Source organism: Parashewanella hymeniacidonis (assembly GCF_016900895.1).
GTDB classification, from domain to species: Bacteria; Pseudomonadota; Gammaproteobacteria; order Enterobacterales; family Shewanellaceae; genus Parashewanella; species Parashewanella hymeniacidonis.
Genome location: NZ_JAFEUN010000043.1, coordinates 1 through 18344, shown reverse-complemented (window position 1 = coordinate 18344; position 18344 = coordinate 1). Strand labels below are relative to the sequence as shown.

Annotated in this window: 23 protein-coding genes; 12 read left to right on the top strand and 11 right to left on the bottom strand. The window is 38.7% G+C overall.

The genetic code is table 11. The features are described 5' to 3' along the window. Positions 1-102: 102 nt before the first annotated feature. Positions 103-333 (bottom strand): relaxase/mobilization nuclease domain-containing protein, encoded by a 231-nt coding sequence (locus JQC92_RS10340; protein WP_204999593.1) that lies wholly within the window; start codon positions 331-333, stop codon positions 103-105. A gap of 83 nt (positions 334-416) precedes the next feature. Between JQC92_RS10340 and JQC92_RS10335 the strand changes: the two genes are divergently transcribed. The 3 genes from JQC92_RS10335 to JQC92_RS10325 all read left to right on the top strand — a co-directional run bounded on the left by JQC92_RS10335 (position 417) and on the right by JQC92_RS10325 (position 2860). Then, positions 417-824 carry a LexA family protein gene (locus JQC92_RS10335; RefSeq protein ID WP_204999592.1) on the top strand — a complete coding sequence of 136 codons (408 nt, stop codon included), beginning with the start codon at positions 417-419 and terminating at the stop codon, positions 822-824. 2 nt (positions 825-826) lie between these two features. After that, on the top strand, positions 827-2083 hold the full coding sequence (locus tag JQC92_RS10330; protein WP_204999591.1) for a Y-family DNA polymerase: 1257 nt from the start codon (positions 827-829) through the stop codon (positions 2081-2083). A gap of 120 nt (positions 2084-2203) precedes the next feature. Beyond that, complete coding sequence (locus JQC92_RS10325) at positions 2204-2860, top strand: outer membrane beta-barrel protein (RefSeq protein ID WP_204999590.1); 657 nt, start codon at positions 2204-2206, stop codon at positions 2858-2860. Here the strand turns inward: JQC92_RS10325 and JQC92_RS10320 are convergent. The 5 genes from JQC92_RS10320 to JQC92_RS10300 form a co-directional block, all read right to left on the bottom strand. Then, the gene (locus tag JQC92_RS10320) at positions 2857-3510 is read right to left on the bottom strand and encodes a relaxase/mobilization nuclease domain-containing protein (protein WP_204999589.1); all 654 of its coding nucleotides are present in this window, start codon (positions 3508-3510) and stop codon (positions 2857-2859) included. The two genes, JQC92_RS10325 and JQC92_RS10320, sit on opposite strands and share 4 nt — an antisense overlap. A gap of 72 nt (positions 3511-3582) precedes the next feature. Continuing rightward, complete coding sequence (locus JQC92_RS10315; RefSeq protein ID WP_204999588.1) at positions 3583-4113, bottom strand: plasmid mobilization protein; 531 nt, start codon at positions 4111-4113, stop codon at positions 3583-3585. Positions 4114-4662: 549 nt separating this feature from the next. Next, positions 4663-4908 carry a hypothetical protein gene (locus JQC92_RS22585; protein WP_239480510.1) on the bottom strand — a complete coding sequence of 82 codons (246 nt, stop codon included), beginning with the start codon at positions 4906-4908 and terminating at the stop codon, positions 4663-4665. Positions 4909-4945: 37 nt separating this feature from the next. Then, entirely contained in the window at positions 4946-5344 is a 399-nt protein-coding gene (locus JQC92_RS10305) for a GNAT family N-acetyltransferase (protein WP_204999587.1), read from the bottom strand. 97 nt (positions 5345-5441) lie between these two features. After that, positions 5442-6059, bottom strand: a complete 618-nt coding sequence (locus tag JQC92_RS10300) for an FMN-binding negative transcriptional regulator (protein ID WP_204999586.1) — start codon at positions 6057-6059, stop codon at positions 5442-5444. Between the two features lie 247 nt (positions 6060-6306). Here JQC92_RS10300 and JQC92_RS10295 point away from each other — a divergent pair, with 247 nt between their 5' ends. After that, positions 6307-6942, top strand: a complete 636-nt coding sequence (locus tag JQC92_RS10295; protein ID WP_204999585.1) for a LexA family protein — start codon at positions 6307-6309, stop codon at positions 6940-6942. On the opposite strand, the gene JQC92_RS10290 is transcribed toward JQC92_RS10295, so the two are convergent. From JQC92_RS10290 to JQC92_RS10280, 3 genes are all read right to left on the bottom strand, one after another. Then, complete coding sequence (locus JQC92_RS10290) at positions 6881-7438, bottom strand: hypothetical protein (RefSeq protein ID WP_204999584.1); 558 nt, start codon at positions 7436-7438, stop codon at positions 6881-6883. The two genes, JQC92_RS10295 and JQC92_RS10290, sit on opposite strands and share 62 nt — an antisense overlap. Before the next feature lie 247 nt (positions 7439-7685). Beyond that, entirely contained in the window at positions 7686-8606 is a 921-nt protein-coding gene (locus JQC92_RS10285) for a LysR family transcriptional regulator (RefSeq protein ID WP_204999583.1), read from the bottom strand. Between the two features lie 30 nt (positions 8607-8636). After that, positions 8637-9917: an MFS transporter gene (locus JQC92_RS10280; RefSeq protein ID WP_204999582.1), complete on the bottom strand. Its 1281-nt coding sequence runs from the start codon at positions 9915-9917 to the stop codon at positions 8637-8639. Positions 9918-10268: 351 nt separating this feature from the next. Between JQC92_RS10280 and JQC92_RS10275 the strand changes: the two genes are divergently transcribed. The 6 genes from JQC92_RS10275 (at position 10269) to JQC92_RS10250 (ending at position 15108) form a co-directional block, all read left to right on the top strand. Next, positions 10269-10466 (top strand): hypothetical protein, encoded by a 198-nt coding sequence (locus JQC92_RS10275; RefSeq protein WP_204999581.1) that lies wholly within the window; start codon positions 10269-10271, stop codon positions 10464-10466. A gap of 135 nt (positions 10467-10601) precedes the next feature. Next, the gene (locus JQC92_RS10270) at positions 10602-10856 is read left to right on the top strand and encodes a helix-turn-helix domain-containing protein (protein WP_204999580.1); all 255 of its coding nucleotides are present in this window, start codon (positions 10602-10604) and stop codon (positions 10854-10856) included. A 32-nt stretch (positions 10857-10888) separates the two neighbouring features. Further along, on the top strand, positions 10889-11773 hold the full coding sequence (locus tag JQC92_RS10265; protein ID WP_204999579.1) for a toprim domain-containing protein: 885 nt from the start codon (positions 10889-10891) through the stop codon (positions 11771-11773). Next, entirely contained in the window at positions 11698-13545 is a 1848-nt protein-coding gene (locus JQC92_RS10260) for a hypothetical protein (RefSeq protein WP_204999578.1), read from the top strand. The genes JQC92_RS10265 and JQC92_RS10260 overlap by 76 nt, the downstream gene beginning before the upstream one ends. Positions 13546-13562: 17 nt before the next feature. Continuing rightward, positions 13563-13784, top strand: a complete 222-nt coding sequence (locus JQC92_RS10255) for a helix-turn-helix transcriptional regulator (RefSeq protein WP_204999577.1) — start codon at positions 13563-13565, stop codon at positions 13782-13784. Positions 13785-13896: 112 nt separating this feature from the next. Next, positions 13897-15108, top strand: a complete 1212-nt coding sequence (locus tag JQC92_RS10250; RefSeq protein WP_204999576.1) for a peptidase MA family metallohydrolase — start codon at positions 13897-13899, stop codon at positions 15106-15108. 10 nt (positions 15109-15118) lie between these two features. On the opposite strand, the gene JQC92_RS10245 is transcribed toward JQC92_RS10250, so the two are convergent. After that, positions 15119-16036, bottom strand: coding sequence for a nucleotidyl transferase AbiEii/AbiGii toxin family protein (locus JQC92_RS10245; protein ID WP_204999575.1), 918 nt, complete (start codon positions 16034-16036; stop codon positions 15119-15121). Then, a complete protein-coding gene (gene abiEi / locus JQC92_RS10240) occupies positions 16029-16562 on the bottom strand; it encodes a type IV toxin-antitoxin system AbiEi family antitoxin (protein WP_204999574.1) in 534 nt (177 codons plus the stop codon). The genes JQC92_RS10245 and abiEi overlap by 8 nt, the downstream gene beginning before the upstream one ends. A gap of 341 nt (positions 16563-16903) precedes the next feature. Between abiEi and mntA the strand changes: the two genes are divergently transcribed. Together mntA and hepT are read left to right on the top strand one after the other, a co-directional pair. Beyond that, positions 16904-17287, top strand: a complete 384-nt coding sequence (gene mntA, locus JQC92_RS10235) for a type VII toxin-antitoxin system MntA family adenylyltransferase antitoxin (RefSeq protein WP_204999573.1) — start codon at positions 16904-16906, stop codon at positions 17285-17287. A gap of 16 nt (positions 17288-17303) precedes the next feature. Further along, the gene (gene hepT / locus JQC92_RS10230) at positions 17304-17699 is read left to right on the top strand and encodes a type VII toxin-antitoxin system HepT family RNase toxin (RefSeq protein WP_204999572.1); all 396 of its coding nucleotides are present in this window, start codon (positions 17304-17306) and stop codon (positions 17697-17699) included. Positions 17700-18344 lie beyond the last annotated feature (645 nt).

The window sequence follows — 18344 nt, the reverse complement described above, 5'->3', positions numbered from 1 at the left end:
GGTTAATTCAATATCAAGTTTATCGTTTATACGCTCCTGTTCTCTTGGTTTTATATTTTGATTCAAACTGCTAGTAGCCTCAGCCACTATACCTAATTTTTCTTATTTATCAGCAAACTGCTCTCGCCAAACTTGTGGCAAACCTTTTCGAACATGCAATCGTTTACCATCAAATCCAAGGTTTTTAACTGTGAGATGAACATGTGGGCTGTCGGTGTCGGTATGTAGTGCAAACACATACTGATGGTTTTCAGTTAAAGTATTTTTAGCGAATGAACGCACTGCTTTTTTACAGCTTGGACTCTGCAATATCACAACATCACTTATTTTCATCCTTCTGATTTTCCACAATACATTTACTTAACTTAATAGACTCTGCTAACATATACTGTATAAATAACCAGTATATCGATAAAATGAAAGTAATCCCCATATTTGCCCAAGCTGGGATCACAGGTTTTGAATCACCAGCGGCGGAGTACACGCAATTATCTTTAAGCTTAGATGAACTCTTGATTGAGCATCCGAGTGCGACCTTCATTGGTCAAGCTAAGGGGGAGAGTATGCAGGGCGTGGGTATTTTCGATAATGATATTTTGGTTGTCGATAGACACATTACTGCTCAGCACTTAGATGTTATTGTCGCCAATCTTAATGGCGAGTTTGTATGTAAAATCATTGATAAACAGCGTAGGCAGTTGCTTTCGGCCAATGAGCGTTTTCAAGCTATTGCCATCGAGCAGTTCGATGAGTTCAGCATTGAAGGTGTGGTGGCTCGCTCTATTCGTTGTCATCGTGCAAGTTCGTTATTGGGGCAGGCTTAACTATGTTTGCCTTAGTCGACGCTAATGCGTTTTATTGCTCGGCTGAGGCAGTATTTCGACCCGACTGGCGTCATAAGCCCATTATCGTGCTCAGCAATAACGATGGTTGTATTGTTGCGGCCAATCGACTCGCTAAAGAAGCGGGAATTAAAAAGTTTATTCCGTATTTTCAAGCCAAACGTTTATGTGAGCAAAAAGGCGTAATTGTTTGCTCGTCCAATTATGAGTTGTATGCTGATTTGTCTGCAAAAATGATGCAGATAATTGGTCGCTTCGCGCCAGAGCAACACATTTACTCGATTGACGAAACCTTTCTGTCTTTTCACCGCAGCGCAATGACAATTCCTGACTTGCAAGCACACGGGCTGCTCATCCGTAAAGCCGTGTGGAAAGAAACACGCTTGCCTGTTTGTGTAGGTATTGCCCCAACATTAACTCTAACAAAATTAGCCAATCATCAAGCCAAACGAAATAAGCAATCACAAGGCGTTTGTGTGCTGGACTCTGACTCTGCCATTCATGCCGCATTAAAAGCAACGCCTGTTGAGGATGTGTGGGGGATCGGTCGCAAGATATCGAGTAAGTTAAAATTGATGGGTATAGAAACGGCTTATGATTTAGCACGAATGCCGCCAAAACTGGCACGTAAACAGTTCAGCATTGAGATTGAACGTACCGTTCGTGAGCTTAACGGCCAAGCTTGTAAGCAATGGGATGAAGCAAGAGCCGATAAAAAGCAGATATTTTCAACTCGCAGCATGGGCAACCGCATTACCTGCCAACATCAATTGCAACAAGCCTTATGCAAACATGTTGGCATTGCTGCCGCTAAAGCCCGTAAACAACAGTCTGGTTGTACTCAAGTGTTAGTGTTTGCGGCTAACTCGCCCCATGATGACAACCCTAAGCAATTTAAACGCATTGTTCGCTTTGCTCGACCGACGAATTGTACTCTGGAGATAAGTAAAGCCGTGTCGCTGGCAATACCAGAGCTGTTTGCTGATGGCGTCCGTTATTACAGAGTCGGCGTAGGAATGCTGGACTTAACGGATATGCGCCATCAACAATTCGACTTGTTTACTCCACAAAAAAGCAAACCCGAATTGATGCACACCATCGATAAGCTGAATCATCGTTATGGCTCTGATACCGTTTTTGTTTCAGCACAGGGTACACAAGTGAAATGGAGTATGCGCCGCGATCTACTGACGCCCCAATACACAACAGATTGGCGAAGCGTTCCTGTGATTCGGTGTTGATTTAATCATCACTTGTGTTCGGGAGAGTTACTTTTTGATTGTGAATTCAATGCAGATAGGCATAATTCATCCGCTTAGTTTCAGTCGGTTTGACTGATGCTGTCACTATATGGATGTAATATGAATAATAAATTTTTTGCTGTCGGAATCCTGACTTTAGCCACTTCATTCTTTTCTCAAGCTCAAGATTCTCAATCTGCTTTTAGTTACGATACCGTTTCGTTGGGTTACAAGTCCTTGAAAATTGAAGGGCTTGATGACAACTTCGCAGGTTTGGCAGTCAAATTGAACAAGTCATTGGGCGATACAGGTACTTACCTTTTAGCTGAATATTCAATTGTTGAGTACTCAGATTCACACTCACAAGGTGATGTTGATGTTAAGCTCAGCAGCGACATTACACAATATGAACTTGGCCTAGGCTATCAATACTCGTTGAACAACAAAACAGATTTGTTTGCCGAGTTAGCCTTTGGAAAGAATGATATTGAAGCGAAAGAAAAAGCAAGCACTGGCACTACAGTCTTTGTTGATAACAAACAGAGTTATGATGACAACTTATTCCGATTTGCTGTAGGTGGCCGCTCTCAAATTTATGACCAATTAGAACTATTCGGGAAAGTTGATGCGATAAAATATTCAGATGCTGACTCTACTGAATTAGGTTGGACTGTTGGCGGGAAATACAATATTACCAAGCAATTTGATGCCACAGTCGAAGTGTTTAATTTTGAAGATTCGAGTAGTTGGTTTATCGGCGGCAGCTACCGTTTCTAACGCTGTAAATCTTGATGATTGACAAAGCGTTTATGAGTAGCGTTACTTTGTTTTTGTATAGTAGCGTTTCTCAAACTAGGCGTAGCCTCGGCCGCTACGCCCAACCTTTCCAACTCTTCAGCAAATTGTTCCCGCCAAATCTGCGGTAATCCTTTTCGAACATGCAAACGCCTACCATCAAAACCTAAGTTTTTAATGGTGAGGTGAACGTGTGGGCTGTCGGTGTCGGTATGTAGTGTAAACACATACTGATGGTTCTCTGAAAAGGTATTTTTAGCGAATGAACGCACTGCTTTTTTAACCGCTTTAGGTTCGGTGCCGTGTGGCATAGAAAGGATTAGATGCGTGCTGTGGCGGGTTCTAGTTCGTTGTTGAAAGTCTGACTCGTTCCAGTCTTGAGCGAGTTGATGAATCGTATCTTGATCTTGATAAATCAAGCCTGTTTCGTCTTCTAACTCTAGTTTTCCATTACGGCTGATGTAGTCAAAGTGGTTTGCTGTATGGGCATTGTTGTAACCAAAGCCACTGACTTTGACCATGACTTCAGGCGGCTTTTTTGTGTAACGGCCATTGTTTCCCATTCGGTTTGATTTGGTTCTGACATCACCGCTAAGTAAGCTAGAGATTGAATCGTTAGACAATCTACTCATGAGCAACCCTTCTTAAGTCTAAAAGCAGTAAGTCGCTGGATACCAATCTGCATTGGTATGACGGCAAATAGATCACTCATTAGCTTGCTCCAATTCCCAACGGCGGCAGTTTTTGTTGATGAGGTTATTCACCATTGCCTTATGGTCATTGATTTTGTTGTCCAAGATTTCAATCATTTCACGGGTGATTTTATCACTGTGTCGAAAGTCGATATTAAGCACACGAGCGATTTGATTGAGATTGCGGCCTACTGCAGCAAGTTCACGATTCGATTCTCTAAGCGTTTTTATTTCATCATCGCTGAGCACAGGGTCACGATAGAGGTTTGACATAATCGATGCCCTAACCCAATTACTTTGGCTGACATACCCTTCTGCAATGGCTTGTTGTTGTAACTTTTGAAGGCAATGATTGGTGAGTCTTACTGATACTCTGTCAGTTTTGAGTTCGTTGATATCAGCATCATTCCCAGCCTCGGGCGTGACTTTATTGATCATCATCCGCAGCATGTTAGATTGACTCATACCACTGTCTTTACAGAACTGCTGCCAGTTCAATTTTTCATTATCTGATAGCCGTGTTTTTACTATATTATCCCCCATACTGTACTCCTGAAATCAGCGAGGCTTTTGTAGTTTCTTTATTTCACTTTTATGGTTAATTTTCAAGCAAAAGATTGCGACAGTTTCAGTAGCCGATTGCTTCGAAGCCACTGCATCTCCAGCTGTATCGTTGAAAGGAAAATTAGATGTTGGTACCAAATGCAGACAAAAGTGGTACCAAATGTCACCAACTTTGGCACCATTTGTCACCACCTTGCGAATCCTGCATTAGTAAATTAAGCAGTATTTTTAGATTTTGACCAAATTGGCGTTTGAAACATTTTATGAAAACCTCAATCCAATAAAATGCAGTTCACCACTTAAAACATCTGAATATTACAGTCTAAATTAACGCTTATTTGAGGATAAATCTGGCCTCGCTTTCCATGTGCCATAACTATAAAACAAACCCATTATCAAACAGACTGCCGAGCTTACAATCCAAAACATTATGCTATTATCTGGGAATTGAGGCAGTAACAATACAAAAGCAAATGCTCGAAATAGCAACACGGTCGATATCAGTACCAGTACTGTTTTTATAAAGGGTCATTTGCGGATAAGCATAGCACCAGACAAAGCATACAGTGACCAAACAACCAAAACCGCTGTGATAAACAAAGTGATGGCGGTTGGATACCAATGCCCAGCATCATCAAGCCTTGCCATTTTCTTTCCGGCGCCCATTGCAATGTACCAGTCGCCACCAAATACAATGCACAACAAGTGCAGAAAAGCTCCGATAATAGTCGTTATCGCCGCAGCTATTAACGCTTTGTTTTTTAGTTTAGACATATATTCTATCCGTGAACTTCTTTTGAAAATACTGTTATTAGAACTTTTTGAACATTCCAAAACCTGATGGTGCAGTATGGCAATATCCCAGTTTTTCATAAAATTCAGGTTTATCGCCAATGAGCGAAACATAAGTACCCTCTAATGCAATTGAAGATACATAACTTTCGATATGCTCCATGATCAACTTCCCTAACCCCCTCCCTTGATAATCAGGGTGAACAGCAATATCGACAATTTGTATGAAACAAGCACCATCACCTATCACTCGTCCCATTCCTATCAGCTTTTGTCCGCTTCTAATACACACAGAATATAATGAATTTGGCAGCCCAATGGCTGCAGCTTCTATTGATTTAGCTGACAAGCCAGCATCAATTCTCAATTGGTTATATTCTTCTGCAGCTGGTATTGAATCAGAAATATCAAAGTTCATTAATCTTATCCTTTAGTTTGTGGTGCTAATCCCAAATCGGACTGGGTATCCCTACATAGTTTGAGTACACACAAGCGCTTTCTTACCGTCATCGTTTCTATACGCCACATCCAATTTTTCGCTGCTGCATGTACTCCAGCAATGATTTTGCATTACTGTTATCAGATTGAGCTAAACCTGACACTACACCCATTTGATCTTCAACACTTCTATGCTGACCAAGCTTTTCTTTGCCCTGCAATTTTGAGATTTTAACTTTAAAACCAACTATGCCATTACTCAGTTTTTTAAGGTATTCATCTGGCATAATTTGGTCATTATGCTCCAATAAATGAGGTTCGTATTTTTCAATTAACCCAAACAAAGCTGACTTTGTAATATCCTCATCTGTAAATTCAAGCTTTCCAAAAGCGTGTACCGAAGAATAATTCCACGTCGGAACGGCTGGTGTTTTATCATACCAAGTTGGAGAAATGTAAGAGTGTGCACCACTGAATACAACTAAAACTTCAGCATTTCCTAGTGATTTTAGGTGGGTGTTGTTTCTTGCTATGTGCCCATAAAGCATCCCAAGCTCACCCTCATTTTTCTGGATGATTAATGGTAAATGTGTCGCTTCAAGATCTTTGGTTATCAATACAGCAAACCCGTTGGCATCAATAAATTGTTGTATCTCCAACGCTGTTTCCATACTCCACTTTTCTGGTACGTGCATAGTGAATTCCATTTACTTCATGAATAAACAATATGTTAACAACTCTTCGAATACACAAAAAGCTAAATCATGATTAATTGTTGTAATGAATCACAACAGCGCTTTAATGTGTGAAAAAACACAAACTGTGATAATTTATCTCGAATCGTGGGTACAGAGCTTAATTTCCACTATTTTTTGAGTATTGATCAGTTTCACCTACTCTTTAACTTGTTAAGACTAAGATAAATTTAAGGCTTATGTTTACATGAAGACACTTGCAGATCGGCTCAACTTTGTTATGAAAGAGGCAGGTATAAATCAGTCTGAGCTTGCTGTTCGCATCGGTATCAAACAACAAGCTATCAGCCGTATGCTCACGGGCGTGACAAAAAACTCTCGCTACTTTCTGCCTATTTGCAATGAGCTCAGCGTAAGTCCAAAGTGGTTAATGGAAGGCATTGGGAATACCTATACCAGAAATATCAATTCTGACGCCATTATTCATCGTATTCCCTTACTCACCCTAAAACAAGTGTTGAACTGGCCACAAAATAAAGAACAACTAACTAACGAAGCTATTGAGACTTGGTGGGAAATATCGAGTACTAATGTTGGCCAGAATGGTTATGCCATTCGAGTGCGTGGTGACGGCATGGAAGGCCAAGGTCATCGCTGTATTTATGAAGGGTGCATATTGATCGTTGAATCTACATCAGAGTATGAATCTGGCGACTTGGTAATTGCCAAACTACCAACGTCATCTTCTGCTTGCTTTAAACAAATTGTCGATGAAGCGGATGCAACTTATTTGAAGTCCTTTAACCCAAGTTATCCTATGATCAAGTTCGAAAATGGAAAAGTGTTGGGCGTAGTGAGACAAGCAATTTACGAATACTACTGACTCCCATTTTATTTTTCAGCATTTGTTGAGCGCACCTGACTGTTTGCTTCTCTGAGTAGAATGGTTTGATTTTGATTTGCCCTAATTCTTGCTGTTTTAATCTTGATGAATTGAGTGAAAACCAATCTGTGAAGTAATTCCCATCAATTATGCGCCACTCTGCCCCATACAAATCTTCAATCATAATATTGTGCAACAAGTCTGAAGCTATATAGGTCAACGTCTCGTAGAATATTTCTAGTTCATCACCTTGCTCATCTGAGGCTTTATAGCTTCTAATAGCTTGGGTTAAACAAATGCAAAAAAGAGGCTCATCAAATATTCTAATACTATCAGAAAGGTAATAGGCAAAGGCTTTGAGATAGACTCCAGCATCAGGAAAATTTGATAAAAAATGAGTTAACTTGGGCGATAGATTTGAATGCTTAGCTCTCCAGCCATTTAGTATTTCATCAACACTGTTGGCTGATGGTTTTAACTGGATCATTTTTGTCATAGCTCACCTTGTTATTTTGCCTCAATAAGGAATCCATTCAATAACTCCTGTTAGCTCGATTAATATCCCCAAATCTGATGATTTGCAAAGCGAATCAAAAAGCTTTTAAAATCAAACCAATTTAAATCAATCAAGTTCATATTAGATGAGATGATTGTGTAAATTAAGTCAATTGAAGGAATAAGACTCTTAACGAAAACAAAGTAATTAATTCGGAAACATTGTCATGGATTCTACTAATCAAGGTTTAGCATTTCCCCTCTTTTATTGACGGGATTGCTAAATTGTCAAAAATAAAATCAATAAAGCACCTAATTCGCTTAGGTAAGTTCCTATTAGCATAGGGGTGGATGAGATAAATTGAATTTGTGATGGTTTTATATTGACGCAACACTGGAACTAACAAACCTGCGTTGATTTCGTCTGCCACTATGAATGTTGGTGCATAAATCAAAGAAACGCCGCTCAAGGCAAGATGTTTTACAAAGAGTGCATTGTTGGTAAACACATTGGTTTTTACTGGAATATTATGCGCATCATTACCGTCAAAGAATGTCCAGACTCTTTCATCAGGCTTAATACCGTGATGGCAGTCTAAGCAATTATGTTTTGTAAGGTCGCTTAATTCTTTTGGTGTGCCATGACGCTGTAGATATGATCCACTGGCACATACGGTATAATCATGAGTCATAATTAGCCTTGATATGGCTGATGAATCTTGTAATATTCCGCATCTAATAGCGATATCATATTCGTCGATGGGTGGCAGTGCCCCAAGTGCACCATCAAGTGTGATTTCAACGTCAACATCACTGTATTGCTGTAAAAATTTTTCTAACAAGTTCGATAAAATTAAGTTACTGAAATTCTGTAATGCCGATACCTTTATCTTTCCTTTTGGGTTTTCATGGATATCTATGACCTGTTCGCAAACAGTGTTAAGCTCTAACTGCATATTGGCGCATTGTCGATACAGAATTTCGCCAGCTTCAGTAAGAGCTAACGCCCGAGTTGTTCGCTTTAATAGCTTGACTCCTAATGTGGCTTCTAACTGAGAAATGCGCTTACTTACCGCTGCTGCCGTCTTGTCATTTTTCTCTCCCGCAGCGGTGAAGCTTTTATGTTTAACAACATCAACAAAGAGCATCATGTCGTTTACTGGAAGCATGGTAACTCCGATTCTTCAAGTTCAACCACTTTAATAAAGATTTTTAGGCTTTATGGTTAACGTACCTAATAAGCTCAATCCAGAAAAAAACATCATGTAATAAGCTGGTGTAAGAGGTTCTTGGGTGATTTTAATCAAATATGTCACAATGAGTGGTGTTGTACCACCAAACATCGCGAAAGCGAGATTGTACGCTAATCCAACACCTGTATACCTTATTTTGGGTGGAAACAGTTCTGCTAATATTGCCCCGTAACTAGATGCAACTAAAGAAAAAGAAATGCCGAGAGTAACAAGTGCCAGAAGTACTGCGTGAATCGAACCATCCATCAACATATTGAATAACGGATAAGTGAAAATCAGTAACAGAAAAGATCCTACAATTATCAATTTCTTCCTTCCTAACCTGTCTGAAATAAACCCAAATAGAACCATAAATACGGTAAAGATACCTAAGCTCACTGAGTTTAATAGCTGTACGTCTGCAGGCTTTATTACATGATGCACTTTAAAATTCGTCAAGTAAGTCGGCATATAAACAAACAGCAGAAACATACTTACAGCTCCCAGACACAAAATGGATGCACCCTGCAGCATTGGCAAACAGTGATTTCTAATCAAAAATAGAGAAGGTATATAGGTTTCTGTACGTTGATTAGCCATGGATTTGAATGATGGTGTTTCCGATATATTTCTTCTCAGATACCCACCAAGAACACCTAAAACTGCACCGATAAGAAATGTGACTCGCCATCCCCAACGACTAAACTGCGCAGTGGTCAATAATAAGTGAAGTAGAGCAATCACACTCTGACCAAATAAGACTGCTAAGCTAAGGGCAAAGAATATTATTACGATTGCCCGACCTCGTTTGTTCACATTAACGTGCTCAAGAGTAAAAGTTATCGCACCGGGGATTTCACCTCCCACAGCAAGACCTTGTACTATTCGCAATAAGACAAGTGTGATTGGAGCTAAAAAACCGATGCTCTGGAAATTGGGAAGAAATGCGATCAAAAATGACGGAATCGCCATCAATAAAATTGAAATATAAAATGCCTTCTTTCTACCTTTCAAATCACCATAATGACTAAAAATTAAACCACCAATTGGCCTTGCTAGATAACCTACAGTAAAGGCTCCAAAAAGCCCTAATAATGAGTTTATGTGTTGAGAAGCAGGGAAATATTGTGGACTAATGGTATTCGCTAGAAACGCAAATATCATAAAATCATAGAATTCTAATGCGCCACCAAGTGCAGCAACGGCAACGACCCTCAGCTCTGAGGCTTTTAATTTAAATGTGTTCATATGGATATTGTTTAGATGGAGCGTTGAACTTAGTGAACAGTACAAATCCCCAACCAGTTATACCTTTCAGAAATTGAGACTTATACAAAAAAGCAACTTTAAAAACTTTAAATGAGTAATGGTTTTAACACCTTATAATCGAATAGTTGTTAACGATAAGGCTAATTTCTACAGCCTGAATACAAGCTGTCTGAAACGCCGTTTGTTAACGAACAATCAAGAACTTCCGACAGTTTTACTAAAATTCAATGGTTTTAGAGAAAAGTTAACTTTACAAATTTACCGTCGTTAGGTACTCATAATACACGCTAATACAATTATTGTTGTTTTTTTATGTATAGAGTGGTTTTTATGAGTAAACAATCATCAAATACTTCTGAACAAGTTTGGTTTACCAGTCACCAGTTGTGTGGGCTATTGGGGATAAATAGAACCACGTTTTGGCGCTGGAAAAAACACAGATACTTTCCTGAGCCAGACATCACAATCATTGGGCAAGATCGCTACGACATTAGAAAAATCAAAACATTTCTACAAAGTAAATTGTAAATACTACTAAGTAGTAGCTTAACGATGGAGTATCTGTATGTATCCTAAGTTACAAAAAGAAGTGCTCAGGTGATCAAGCCGAGATATCAAAGAACAAACTAGAACATTTTTACTCTTTAATTGGAGTTATTTGCCATGAATACTGCTTACTCTAACGATTTAATTGATGCCCTTGAACAACTTAAATTACAGAGGCAGCGCCAACAACAAGTGCCGCAGGTTTGGTACTCAAGAGCCGACTTGTGTCGTTATTTTGGGATTTCTTATTCAACACTGAAACGTTGGGAAACTCATAGAGAGTTTCCGACCAAAGAGCTAAAAGATTGGTGTACTGGCCGTTATGACATCCGCAAGGTCGAGAAGTTTTTACAGAAAGTAAAGATTTCGTAATTCATTTTTGATGTTACTGACAGGAGTTTGTCATGAAGCCAGAAATGCATTCTGAAATACTTCGTCGCTTGTTGAATGATTTTGACTTTAAAAAGCAAAATGACGATTACCTACAACAAGGTATTTGCCCAAGTTGCAGTAAACGTGAGCTGTATACTCACAAAAATAACCCATGGTTATTACGCTGCGGCCGTTTGAATAAGTGCGGCAAAGAGTTGCACATTAAAGAAATTTACCATGACTTGTTTGAATCATGGAGTGAGCGTTTTCCAAGCCGTGAAGATGCCAAAACAGGTTTAATCACAAACCCAAATGCGGCTGCGGATGCTTATCTTTCCCATGGTCGAGGCTTAAAGCTTTCATTGATTAAAGGTTGGTACCAACAAGGCTCTTATTATTGTGGAGAGAAACAAATCGGCACTGCCACCGTCAAGTTTACCTTGAGTAATGGCACAACGTGGGAACGCTTTATCGACAAGCCTGAACGTTTTGGCAGTATGAAAGCTCGTTTCTCAGGCAGTTATAAAGGTTATTGGTGGCAAACGCCTGACTTTGATATTGCTAAGGTGGTTGAGACCAACGAACTTTGGTTAGTTGAAGGAATATTCTATGCCTTGTCATTGCTGCAAGTGGGCATTACTGCCGTCAGTGTCATGAGCTGTAATAACTTCCCTATTGAGTCATTAAAAATCTTTCGAGAACAATTGAAGCAAGCCACGCCTCCAAAATTAGTGTTTGCCTTTGATACAGGTAAAGCGGGTGAATCCCACACCCTGAAATTTATTGAGCAAGCAAAAAACTCGGTTGGCAAGCTACGGCAGCGCAACCGCCAACAGGTAAGTTGCAACTGGACTGGAATGATTTACTGCAACGTGAGCGCCTTACGCCTGATCACATCGAGCATTACCGCTACTTAGGTAAATTGTTAATTGCGCCTTCGGCCAAAATAAAAGGCATTTTGATGTACCAGCAAAGCAATCAGCATGAGTTTCCGTTTGAGTTTCAGCTGAGTATGTATTGGTTTAAGTTTCATGCCGATAAATACGACAAAAATACCGACAAAGGCCAAGATGATTTAACCGCATTGAATGAAGCGGCCAGTATTCAATTGCTTTGCATATGCTATCCCCATGCGCTGTATTATCAAGAAAGCCCCGCTTCGGATGAAAGCTGGTATTACTTTCAAATCGACTTTCCGCACGGTTTAACCGTTAAAAAGACTTTTACTGGCGGGCAAATTACCTCTCATACCGAATTTAAAAAACGTCTGTCTGTGGTTGCTCCCGGTGCCATTTATGAGGGTAATACTTATCAGCTCAACAAGTGGTTTCGGCATCACCTTTACAATATTAAGCGAGTTAAGGTTATTGATTTTGTCGGCTACAGTTACGAACACAAATGCTATGTGTTCAACAACATTGCCGTCAAAGATGGTGTGCTATATCCCATCAATGATGAAGATCATTTCAATATCAAACAGCTGTATATCAAAAGCCAAGACCCTGTGTTAGTCGCACCCAATTATGATTTAACAACTTATAAAGCTGATTTTTTTCATACTCTTTGGCAAGCGTTTTCAGTCAAAGGCGTTATCGCCCTCGCCTTTTGGTTGGGCAGTTACTTTGCAGAGCAATGTCGAGATAACTTTGGTGCTTATCCATTTTTAGAATTAGTCGGTGAGCCGGGTACGGGTAAATCCACCCTAATTGAATTTATGTGGAAGCTGTCTGGCCGTAAGAATTACGAAGGCTTTGATCCAATAAAATCAAGTAAGGTCGGTGTTAGTCGTAACCTTGCTCAAGTTGCTAACCTGCCCATTGTTATGATTGAAGCTGACAGAGGTGATACTTCTGCGCCCAACACCAACGGTTTTCATTGGGATCAATTTAAAACCGCCTATAACGGCCGTGCGGTACGTTCAACGGGTAATAAGAATAACCAAAACGATACTAACGAACCTTTATTTAAGGGCGTTTTGGTTATCAGCCAAAATGCCACTTTAAAAGCCTCACCTGCAATTTTAGAGCGGATCATTCATCTTTATTCTGACCGCAGTAATCACACTGCCGAAACTCGAAGTGCAGTTGATACTATTAGCCGTTGGCCAATGGCTGAATTATCTGGATTTATGATCAAGGCACTGAGTCATGAAACACAAATTCTAGAGCTGGTTAAAAAGCGTCAACCCGATTTTGAACGATGGCTACGCCAAGAGCCAATGATCAACAACAACCGCATCAGTTTAAATCATTCCATGATGTGCGCTTTCACTGAAGCTCTCGCTTTACTGCTTGATATCAGTCCAACACAAACGGCGTTAGTGCATGAACAACTGAAAGCAATGGCCATTGACCGTGAACATGTTTGCGGCGCTGATCATCCATTAGTTCAAGAGTTTTGGGAAATTTATGAGTTTTTAGAGGGTAGTGATGAACGAGTGGTTAATCACTCATTGGATAAGCAGTTTATCGGTATCAACTTTAATCAGTTTGCTGAAGAGGCTCTTTGCCGAAAACAATCTCTACCACCCATACAAGATCTAAAACAGCTATTACGACAGGGTAAAAAATACAAATATATAACCCACAGTAAAACAATTAAGAGTGCTGTAAATCAGAAACCAAATCGCTCGACGCCAAACAAAAATCTAGCGACTACCACTCGATGCTGGATATTCGAACGCAAGTAATACTCAGGAGTTAACTCATGCAATATAGATTATTACGTTTACCTGAAGTTATTGATATGACTGGATTTAGCAGAAGTACTATTTACAATTTAATGCGGGATGGTGAGTTCCCTGCTAATAAGCGCATTGGTGGTAATAGCGTTGCATGGCTTGAAAGCGATATCGTTGAATGGATTAAATCCAGAGACGTATATAAGCCGAAACCATTAAAGCCATTAATATTAGTTAAAAGAAGTTGAGCATTGTATTCTCAGCTGCCCTATCACAACTGCTTGTTATTATAAGTTTATCTTGCTGTAACCTTGTATTTTTCAGTATGATACACCTTTGTTTCTGAGGCTTTTGAAGTACATGGATAGTAAGTTTGGTCGCTACTTGTTATTTGTTGTTTCTGTTGTTGCTATAGCAATCGCTGTCGATCACTTTCAAGGCCGCTGGATTAATAATCAATTAACACACTGGATAACATCAACACTTTCCTATTTCGATCAAAAATATAATGAATACTCTTCCAAGCTAGATGATTTATCGAATGAGCCTAAGCAAGCAGAACTCAAAAGAACAAATTTTTCTTCGGAAACAATAAAGACTGCTCCCCAATATCCTCAGCCATCACAGCAAGGTTTTATTTCTAAATCAAGCTACGAGCATGAAGTTCATAGTCACTCTTGTTCTCGTGCAGCCTTAACTGAGAAACAGATTGCAGACAGAAAAAGAAAACAAGAAGAAAGTTTAATTTTCAGCTGGATTGATGAAGATGGTATGACACATTTTTCTGATACGTTATTTGGTAACGAGCAAAACACCAAGGTGCTAGATCTTTATGGTATTGAGCTAAACCCATTTGAAATGACGATAAACACCAAACGAACATTGCCGAAATTTTTTGAAAGAGACACTTCCGTTGGCGTTAAGAAAATATATCAAATCCTCAATGGCTATATGAACGAGGATCTTATAAAGCCAGTGCAGCTAAACTTAACTTTTGCGCATTCAAAACGTGAATACGATGCACTCCAAAAAGTCAAAGCGCCTACTGCGACATCAAGCCAAGGCTTTTACAGTGGCAAGCATAATTTAGCAGCGGTTTGGTACAAAAATGATTTACAAGCAAGACGCACAGCGATACATGAAGCTGTTCACGTGATAAATTCAGGGCTTTTTGGAAATACACCTCGCTGGCTAAATGAAGGATTAGCTGAGTATTTTGAGACAATAAAAGTGTCAGGGTTAGCTGCCAAAATCACGCCACTAAACTGGCAACAAAATGCCGCAGTACAACGAATGTCTTTACGAACGGTGATATACGGTGAAAACAATAATTGGAAAGGTTCTAGTCGCCATAATATGTATGTCGCCTCGCACTCTTTTGTGTACTTCCTAATGAGCACACCTAAAGGAAAAAAGCTGATCAAGCAGGTCTTTAAATCTTTAGCAGAAAATCGCTGTCAACGTCATAACCTACAATCACTTTTCGCAAGCTACCCTACTGGATTTTATGGGCTTGAAAACGATTGGAAGAACTGGATGCATAAAGGCAAATATCGCACCCAGACTTTTTAGTTCAACCTGACTACATTTTAAACTCAATCTCGGCAGCACTACTTGACTGATAAAGTGATTGCGCTACATCCTTGAACAATTTTAATAATGTATTTTCCAAATATTGAATGAATTTTGGTTCTTCTAACGTTCTTTCCACAACATCTGTAGGTAAAAAGCGTTCCATTTGTTGTTTGAACTCGTTGCTAATTACAATTTGCTTTAGTTTTAAAATCAAAGTATTGAGCATAGTTTCGAAGGTATCTAACTGGTAATCTTTAATTTTGAGTTCAACTAGCTCGATATTTAACTTCGCACCTTGCTGAATAAGCCATACCAAATCCCATACATCACGATATCTAACATACTTTTGCGTTGCTGGTAGCGATATAATTTTATCCGCTAAGATTTCGTCTAAGCTTTCAGCAACTAGAATCGTCTGCGCATAACTATCTGGTAAAAACTGATAATTTACCGTTAATGCAACTGGCTCTGGGTGATAAGCAGGAATATTGGCAACTTCAAGTTTAATCTTTTGCTTGGGAATATGCTTTTGCTCTGGCGATGTCACTACAGCAATTTGCCATTTATCAATTTTTAATTCTGCATATTCTGGCAATTTTTTTAACGCTGATGGTTCTTTTACGGTGACTTCCAATCCGTACCTTTCACCAATATAGTTTTCAATACAAGTTTTAATTGGCTGTAGTTTTTCAGAGGAAAAATCTGCTCCTCCTGCAAAATCTAGATCTTCGCTAAACCTACTGCCTCCTCGACATAACCTCAAAGAGGTTCCACCTTGAAACACTAGATCATTTAGGAGGCCAGCTTTCTCTAGACAAAAAAGAATATCGTAATGAAGTAACTCTTTTTCAACAACTGGCTGCATTTTGGCTACGCTTTCTTGCGCCATTGCAGCTTTAACTAATTCTGAAAAGTTTTCACTCATCTATCGCTTTCCTATCTACCATCTCAATATTTCGGCCTACACGCTTTAAATCTCTATAAGCCGCCTCTTTAGTAGCCATTAAAAGTGGGTGATCAGTTTTAATAGTATGTTTGATAATCTCAAGTGGGGAACGTTTGGTATGAGTAAATTCAATCACACCATAACTGGTTTTAAATGTTCCTCGCCTGCCTGTCGTCATTACAGTAATCCTATCAATAGGAATTTGTGAGATGGCACCATACCCTGAGAGTGCTGACTCTAAAGAAATATAATTATATTCGCCTTTTCTCAGTGCACCTGCAATTTTCTCAACAGTACGATTACCTTTGTTTTTACTCAAAGCGTATACATAAACACCTTTTGTTGGTTGTTCTAAAAGCCCTTTTTTGACGAGTCTAGCAACACCCTGCTTGAAACCTGAATCACTATCATCAAAAAATAACCTTCTTAGATCTCGCTTTGTAAAAACATAAAAGCCTTGATTGTCGAAAGTTTGTAAACGCTCTAATGCTTTATCAATATTCATATATACAACAAAGCCTACTTTTAAATACCTTAATGTGTACTTAATTATATACTAAATGCATTAGTTGACAATAAAGAATGCTTTGATAGACCTTAGTGTCAACTTATTAATGGTCAACGCTTATACCCATATCTAATTAATGTGATTGATATTATTTCCTGAAGATGAGTAAACCATATGTGCATAGAAAAATTGATCGTAACTGGTGTAAAAAGAAAAATTTGAATAGATAGTTACAAATCTCAATAATGAATTATCTAAAACCTACGCAGATTAATAAAACTTGAAGTTATATAATTGTGTTAAAATCATAAATAACGTTCTAACAATAAGGCTATTTAGTGATCTCAAGTATCATTGAAAAAGCGTCTAAGAATGACGATATTCTTGCTCTGTGGCTATATGGTTCTAGAGCAAAAGGCAATGCCAGCTCAAATAGTGATTATGATCTGGCCGTTTTGTTTGCCAGTTATGAACCTAACCCTTTAGATCGAAGGTTAAGACCAGAACTAATCGCTTTAAATTGGACCGAGCAATTAGGGTTAGACGAAAACAAAATATCAATACTTGATATAGAGAACGCACAAATCCCTATAGCAATGGAAGTTATCAGTACAGGAAAGCTATTAGTTAATAAAGACCCTGCAAAAGAAATGTTTTTGACGCAAAGAATCATGTCAAAATGGGAATTAGACTACCAGTATCATTATAGACATTATGGATAATCATTACGTTTTATCAATGCGTGAGCACACGCAGTTAATTTGTTCAGAGCTAAAAGGCTTAACCGATATTCTAAATGAACGCTCTTTTAGCCGTTATGAATACCGAGCAGCTGAAAGAACACTGCAAATCCTGATTGAAGCTTGTATTGGTGTTTCTAAACACTGGAATAAATCTTTATATGGGATCTCTCCTGCTGACGCATATGCGTCTTTTAAACGCCTTCATGAAGAAAGCATTCCAGAAGTTGTCAATGTAAATTGGCGTTCTATTATCGGTATGCGTAATGCATTAGTACACGATTATCTAAATATTGATCAAGAAACTGTTGAGCACATCATCAAACATGAACAATATAGAGAGCTACAAGCTTTTGCAAATGCTGGTTTTGAGGCTTTATCAAAGCATAACTAAGTACTTTTAAGACTAAAAAATCTACTGTGTATGACTAAGTGTATGACTTTAATTTTTGATTGCATTAAAAACAAATACTTTCATGTACTTACAAAACAAAATCGGCGTTCACCTTCACCGCCAGTTTATTAAAAAGCATTTTAAAATCACTTTTAAACTGGTTGCAAGTCTACTAAAAAACTACATTTAGACAGACGATGCAACTTAAAAACCAACAACAATATCTATATCCCAATTCTTCGAATTATCATTTACGATTTCACTTGAAATTTACGACTATTATTTCAGCTTTTGATAAATCCAAGACCTGTTTCTTTTGCCATTCGGCAAGCCATGTCAAAAATAGCAATATCGATAAACTACGTAACTATCACCCGCACTGTTTAAGTACTATGAATGTAAAATTGAATAACTGGTTGAGCATATTGATGAATGGAACTTAGTTAAAAGAACACTCTGCTTAAATCATTAGTTTGAACCTCATAATTAATTTAAAATTTAAAAAAAATCGCATGGTTATTTATAAGGGCTATCCACTTAGCTGCACCTATGTCAATATATAGGAATGACAAAGCCTTCACAATTGTTGCAAGCAGGTATTGATTACCCGAGGGATTGGGAAGAATTTGTAACATGGTTTTATGA

Bases quoted from the DNA above. Each gene is read 5' to 3' on its own strand.
- JQC92_RS10265 (WP_204999579.1), top strand. From the start codon at position 10,889: ATGAAGCCAGAAATGCATTCTGAAATACTTCGTCGCTTGTTGAATGAT.
- JQC92_RS10275 (WP_204999581.1), top strand. From the start codon at position 10,269: ATGAGTAAACAATCATCAAATACTTCTGAACAAGTTTGGTTTACCAGT.
- JQC92_RS10300 (WP_204999586.1), bottom strand. From the start codon at position 6,059: ATGCACGTACCAGAAAAGTGGAGTATGGAAACAGCGTTGGAGATACAA.
- JQC92_RS10270 (WP_204999580.1), top strand. From the start codon at position 10,602: ATGAATACTGCTTACTCTAACGATTTAATTGATGCCCTTGAACAACTT.
- JQC92_RS10295 (WP_204999585.1), top strand. From the start codon at position 6,307: ATGAAGACACTTGCAGATCGGCTCAACTTTGTTATGAAAGAGGCAGGT.
- JQC92_RS10245 (WP_204999575.1), bottom strand. From the start codon at position 16,036: ATGAGTGAAAACTTTTCAGAATTAGTTAAAGCTGCAATGGCGCAAGAA.
- JQC92_RS10250 (WP_204999576.1), top strand. From the start codon at position 13,897: ATGGATAGTAAGTTTGGTCGCTACTTGTTATTTGTTGTTTCTGTTGTT.
- JQC92_RS10335 (WP_204999592.1), top strand. From the start codon at position 417: ATGAAAGTAATCCCCATATTTGCCCAAGCTGGGATCACAGGTTTTGAA.
- abiEi (WP_204999574.1), bottom strand. From the start codon at position 16,562: ATGAATATTGATAAAGCATTAGAGCGTTTACAAACTTTCGACAATCAA.
- JQC92_RS10305 (WP_204999587.1), bottom strand. From the start codon at position 5,344: ATGAACTTTGATATTTCTGATTCAATACCAGCTGCAGAAGAATATAAC.
- JQC92_RS10340 (WP_204999593.1), bottom strand. From the start codon at position 333: ATGAAAATAAGTGATGTTGTGATATTGCAGAGTCCAAGCTGTAAAAAA.
- JQC92_RS22585 (WP_239480510.1), bottom strand. From the start codon at position 4,908: ATGTCTAAACTAAAAAACAAAGCGTTAATAGCTGCGGCGATAACGACT.
- JQC92_RS10330 (WP_204999591.1), top strand. From the start codon at position 827: ATGTTTGCCTTAGTCGACGCTAATGCGTTTTATTGCTCGGCTGAGGCA.
- JQC92_RS10255 (WP_204999577.1), top strand. From the start codon at position 13,563: ATGCAATATAGATTATTACGTTTACCTGAAGTTATTGATATGACTGGA.
- JQC92_RS10290 (WP_204999584.1), bottom strand. From the start codon at position 7,438: ATGACAAAAATGATCCAGTTAAAACCATCAGCCAACAGTGTTGATGAA.
- JQC92_RS10315 (WP_204999588.1), bottom strand. From the start codon at position 4,113: ATGGGGGATAATATAGTAAAAACACGGCTATCAGATAATGAAAAATTG.
- JQC92_RS10325 (WP_204999590.1), top strand. From the start codon at position 2,204: ATGAATAATAAATTTTTTGCTGTCGGAATCCTGACTTTAGCCACTTCA.
- hepT (WP_204999572.1), top strand. From the start codon at position 17,304: ATGCGTGAGCACACGCAGTTAATTTGTTCAGAGCTAAAAGGCTTAACC.
- JQC92_RS10285 (WP_204999583.1), bottom strand. From the start codon at position 8,606: ATGCTTCCAGTAAACGACATGATGCTCTTTGTTGATGTTGTTAAACAT.
- JQC92_RS10280 (WP_204999582.1), bottom strand. From the start codon at position 9,917: ATGAACACATTTAAATTAAAAGCCTCAGAGCTGAGGGTCGTTGCCGTT.
- JQC92_RS10320 (WP_204999589.1), bottom strand. From the start codon at position 3,510: ATGAGTAGATTGTCTAACGATTCAATCTCTAGCTTACTTAGCGGTGAT.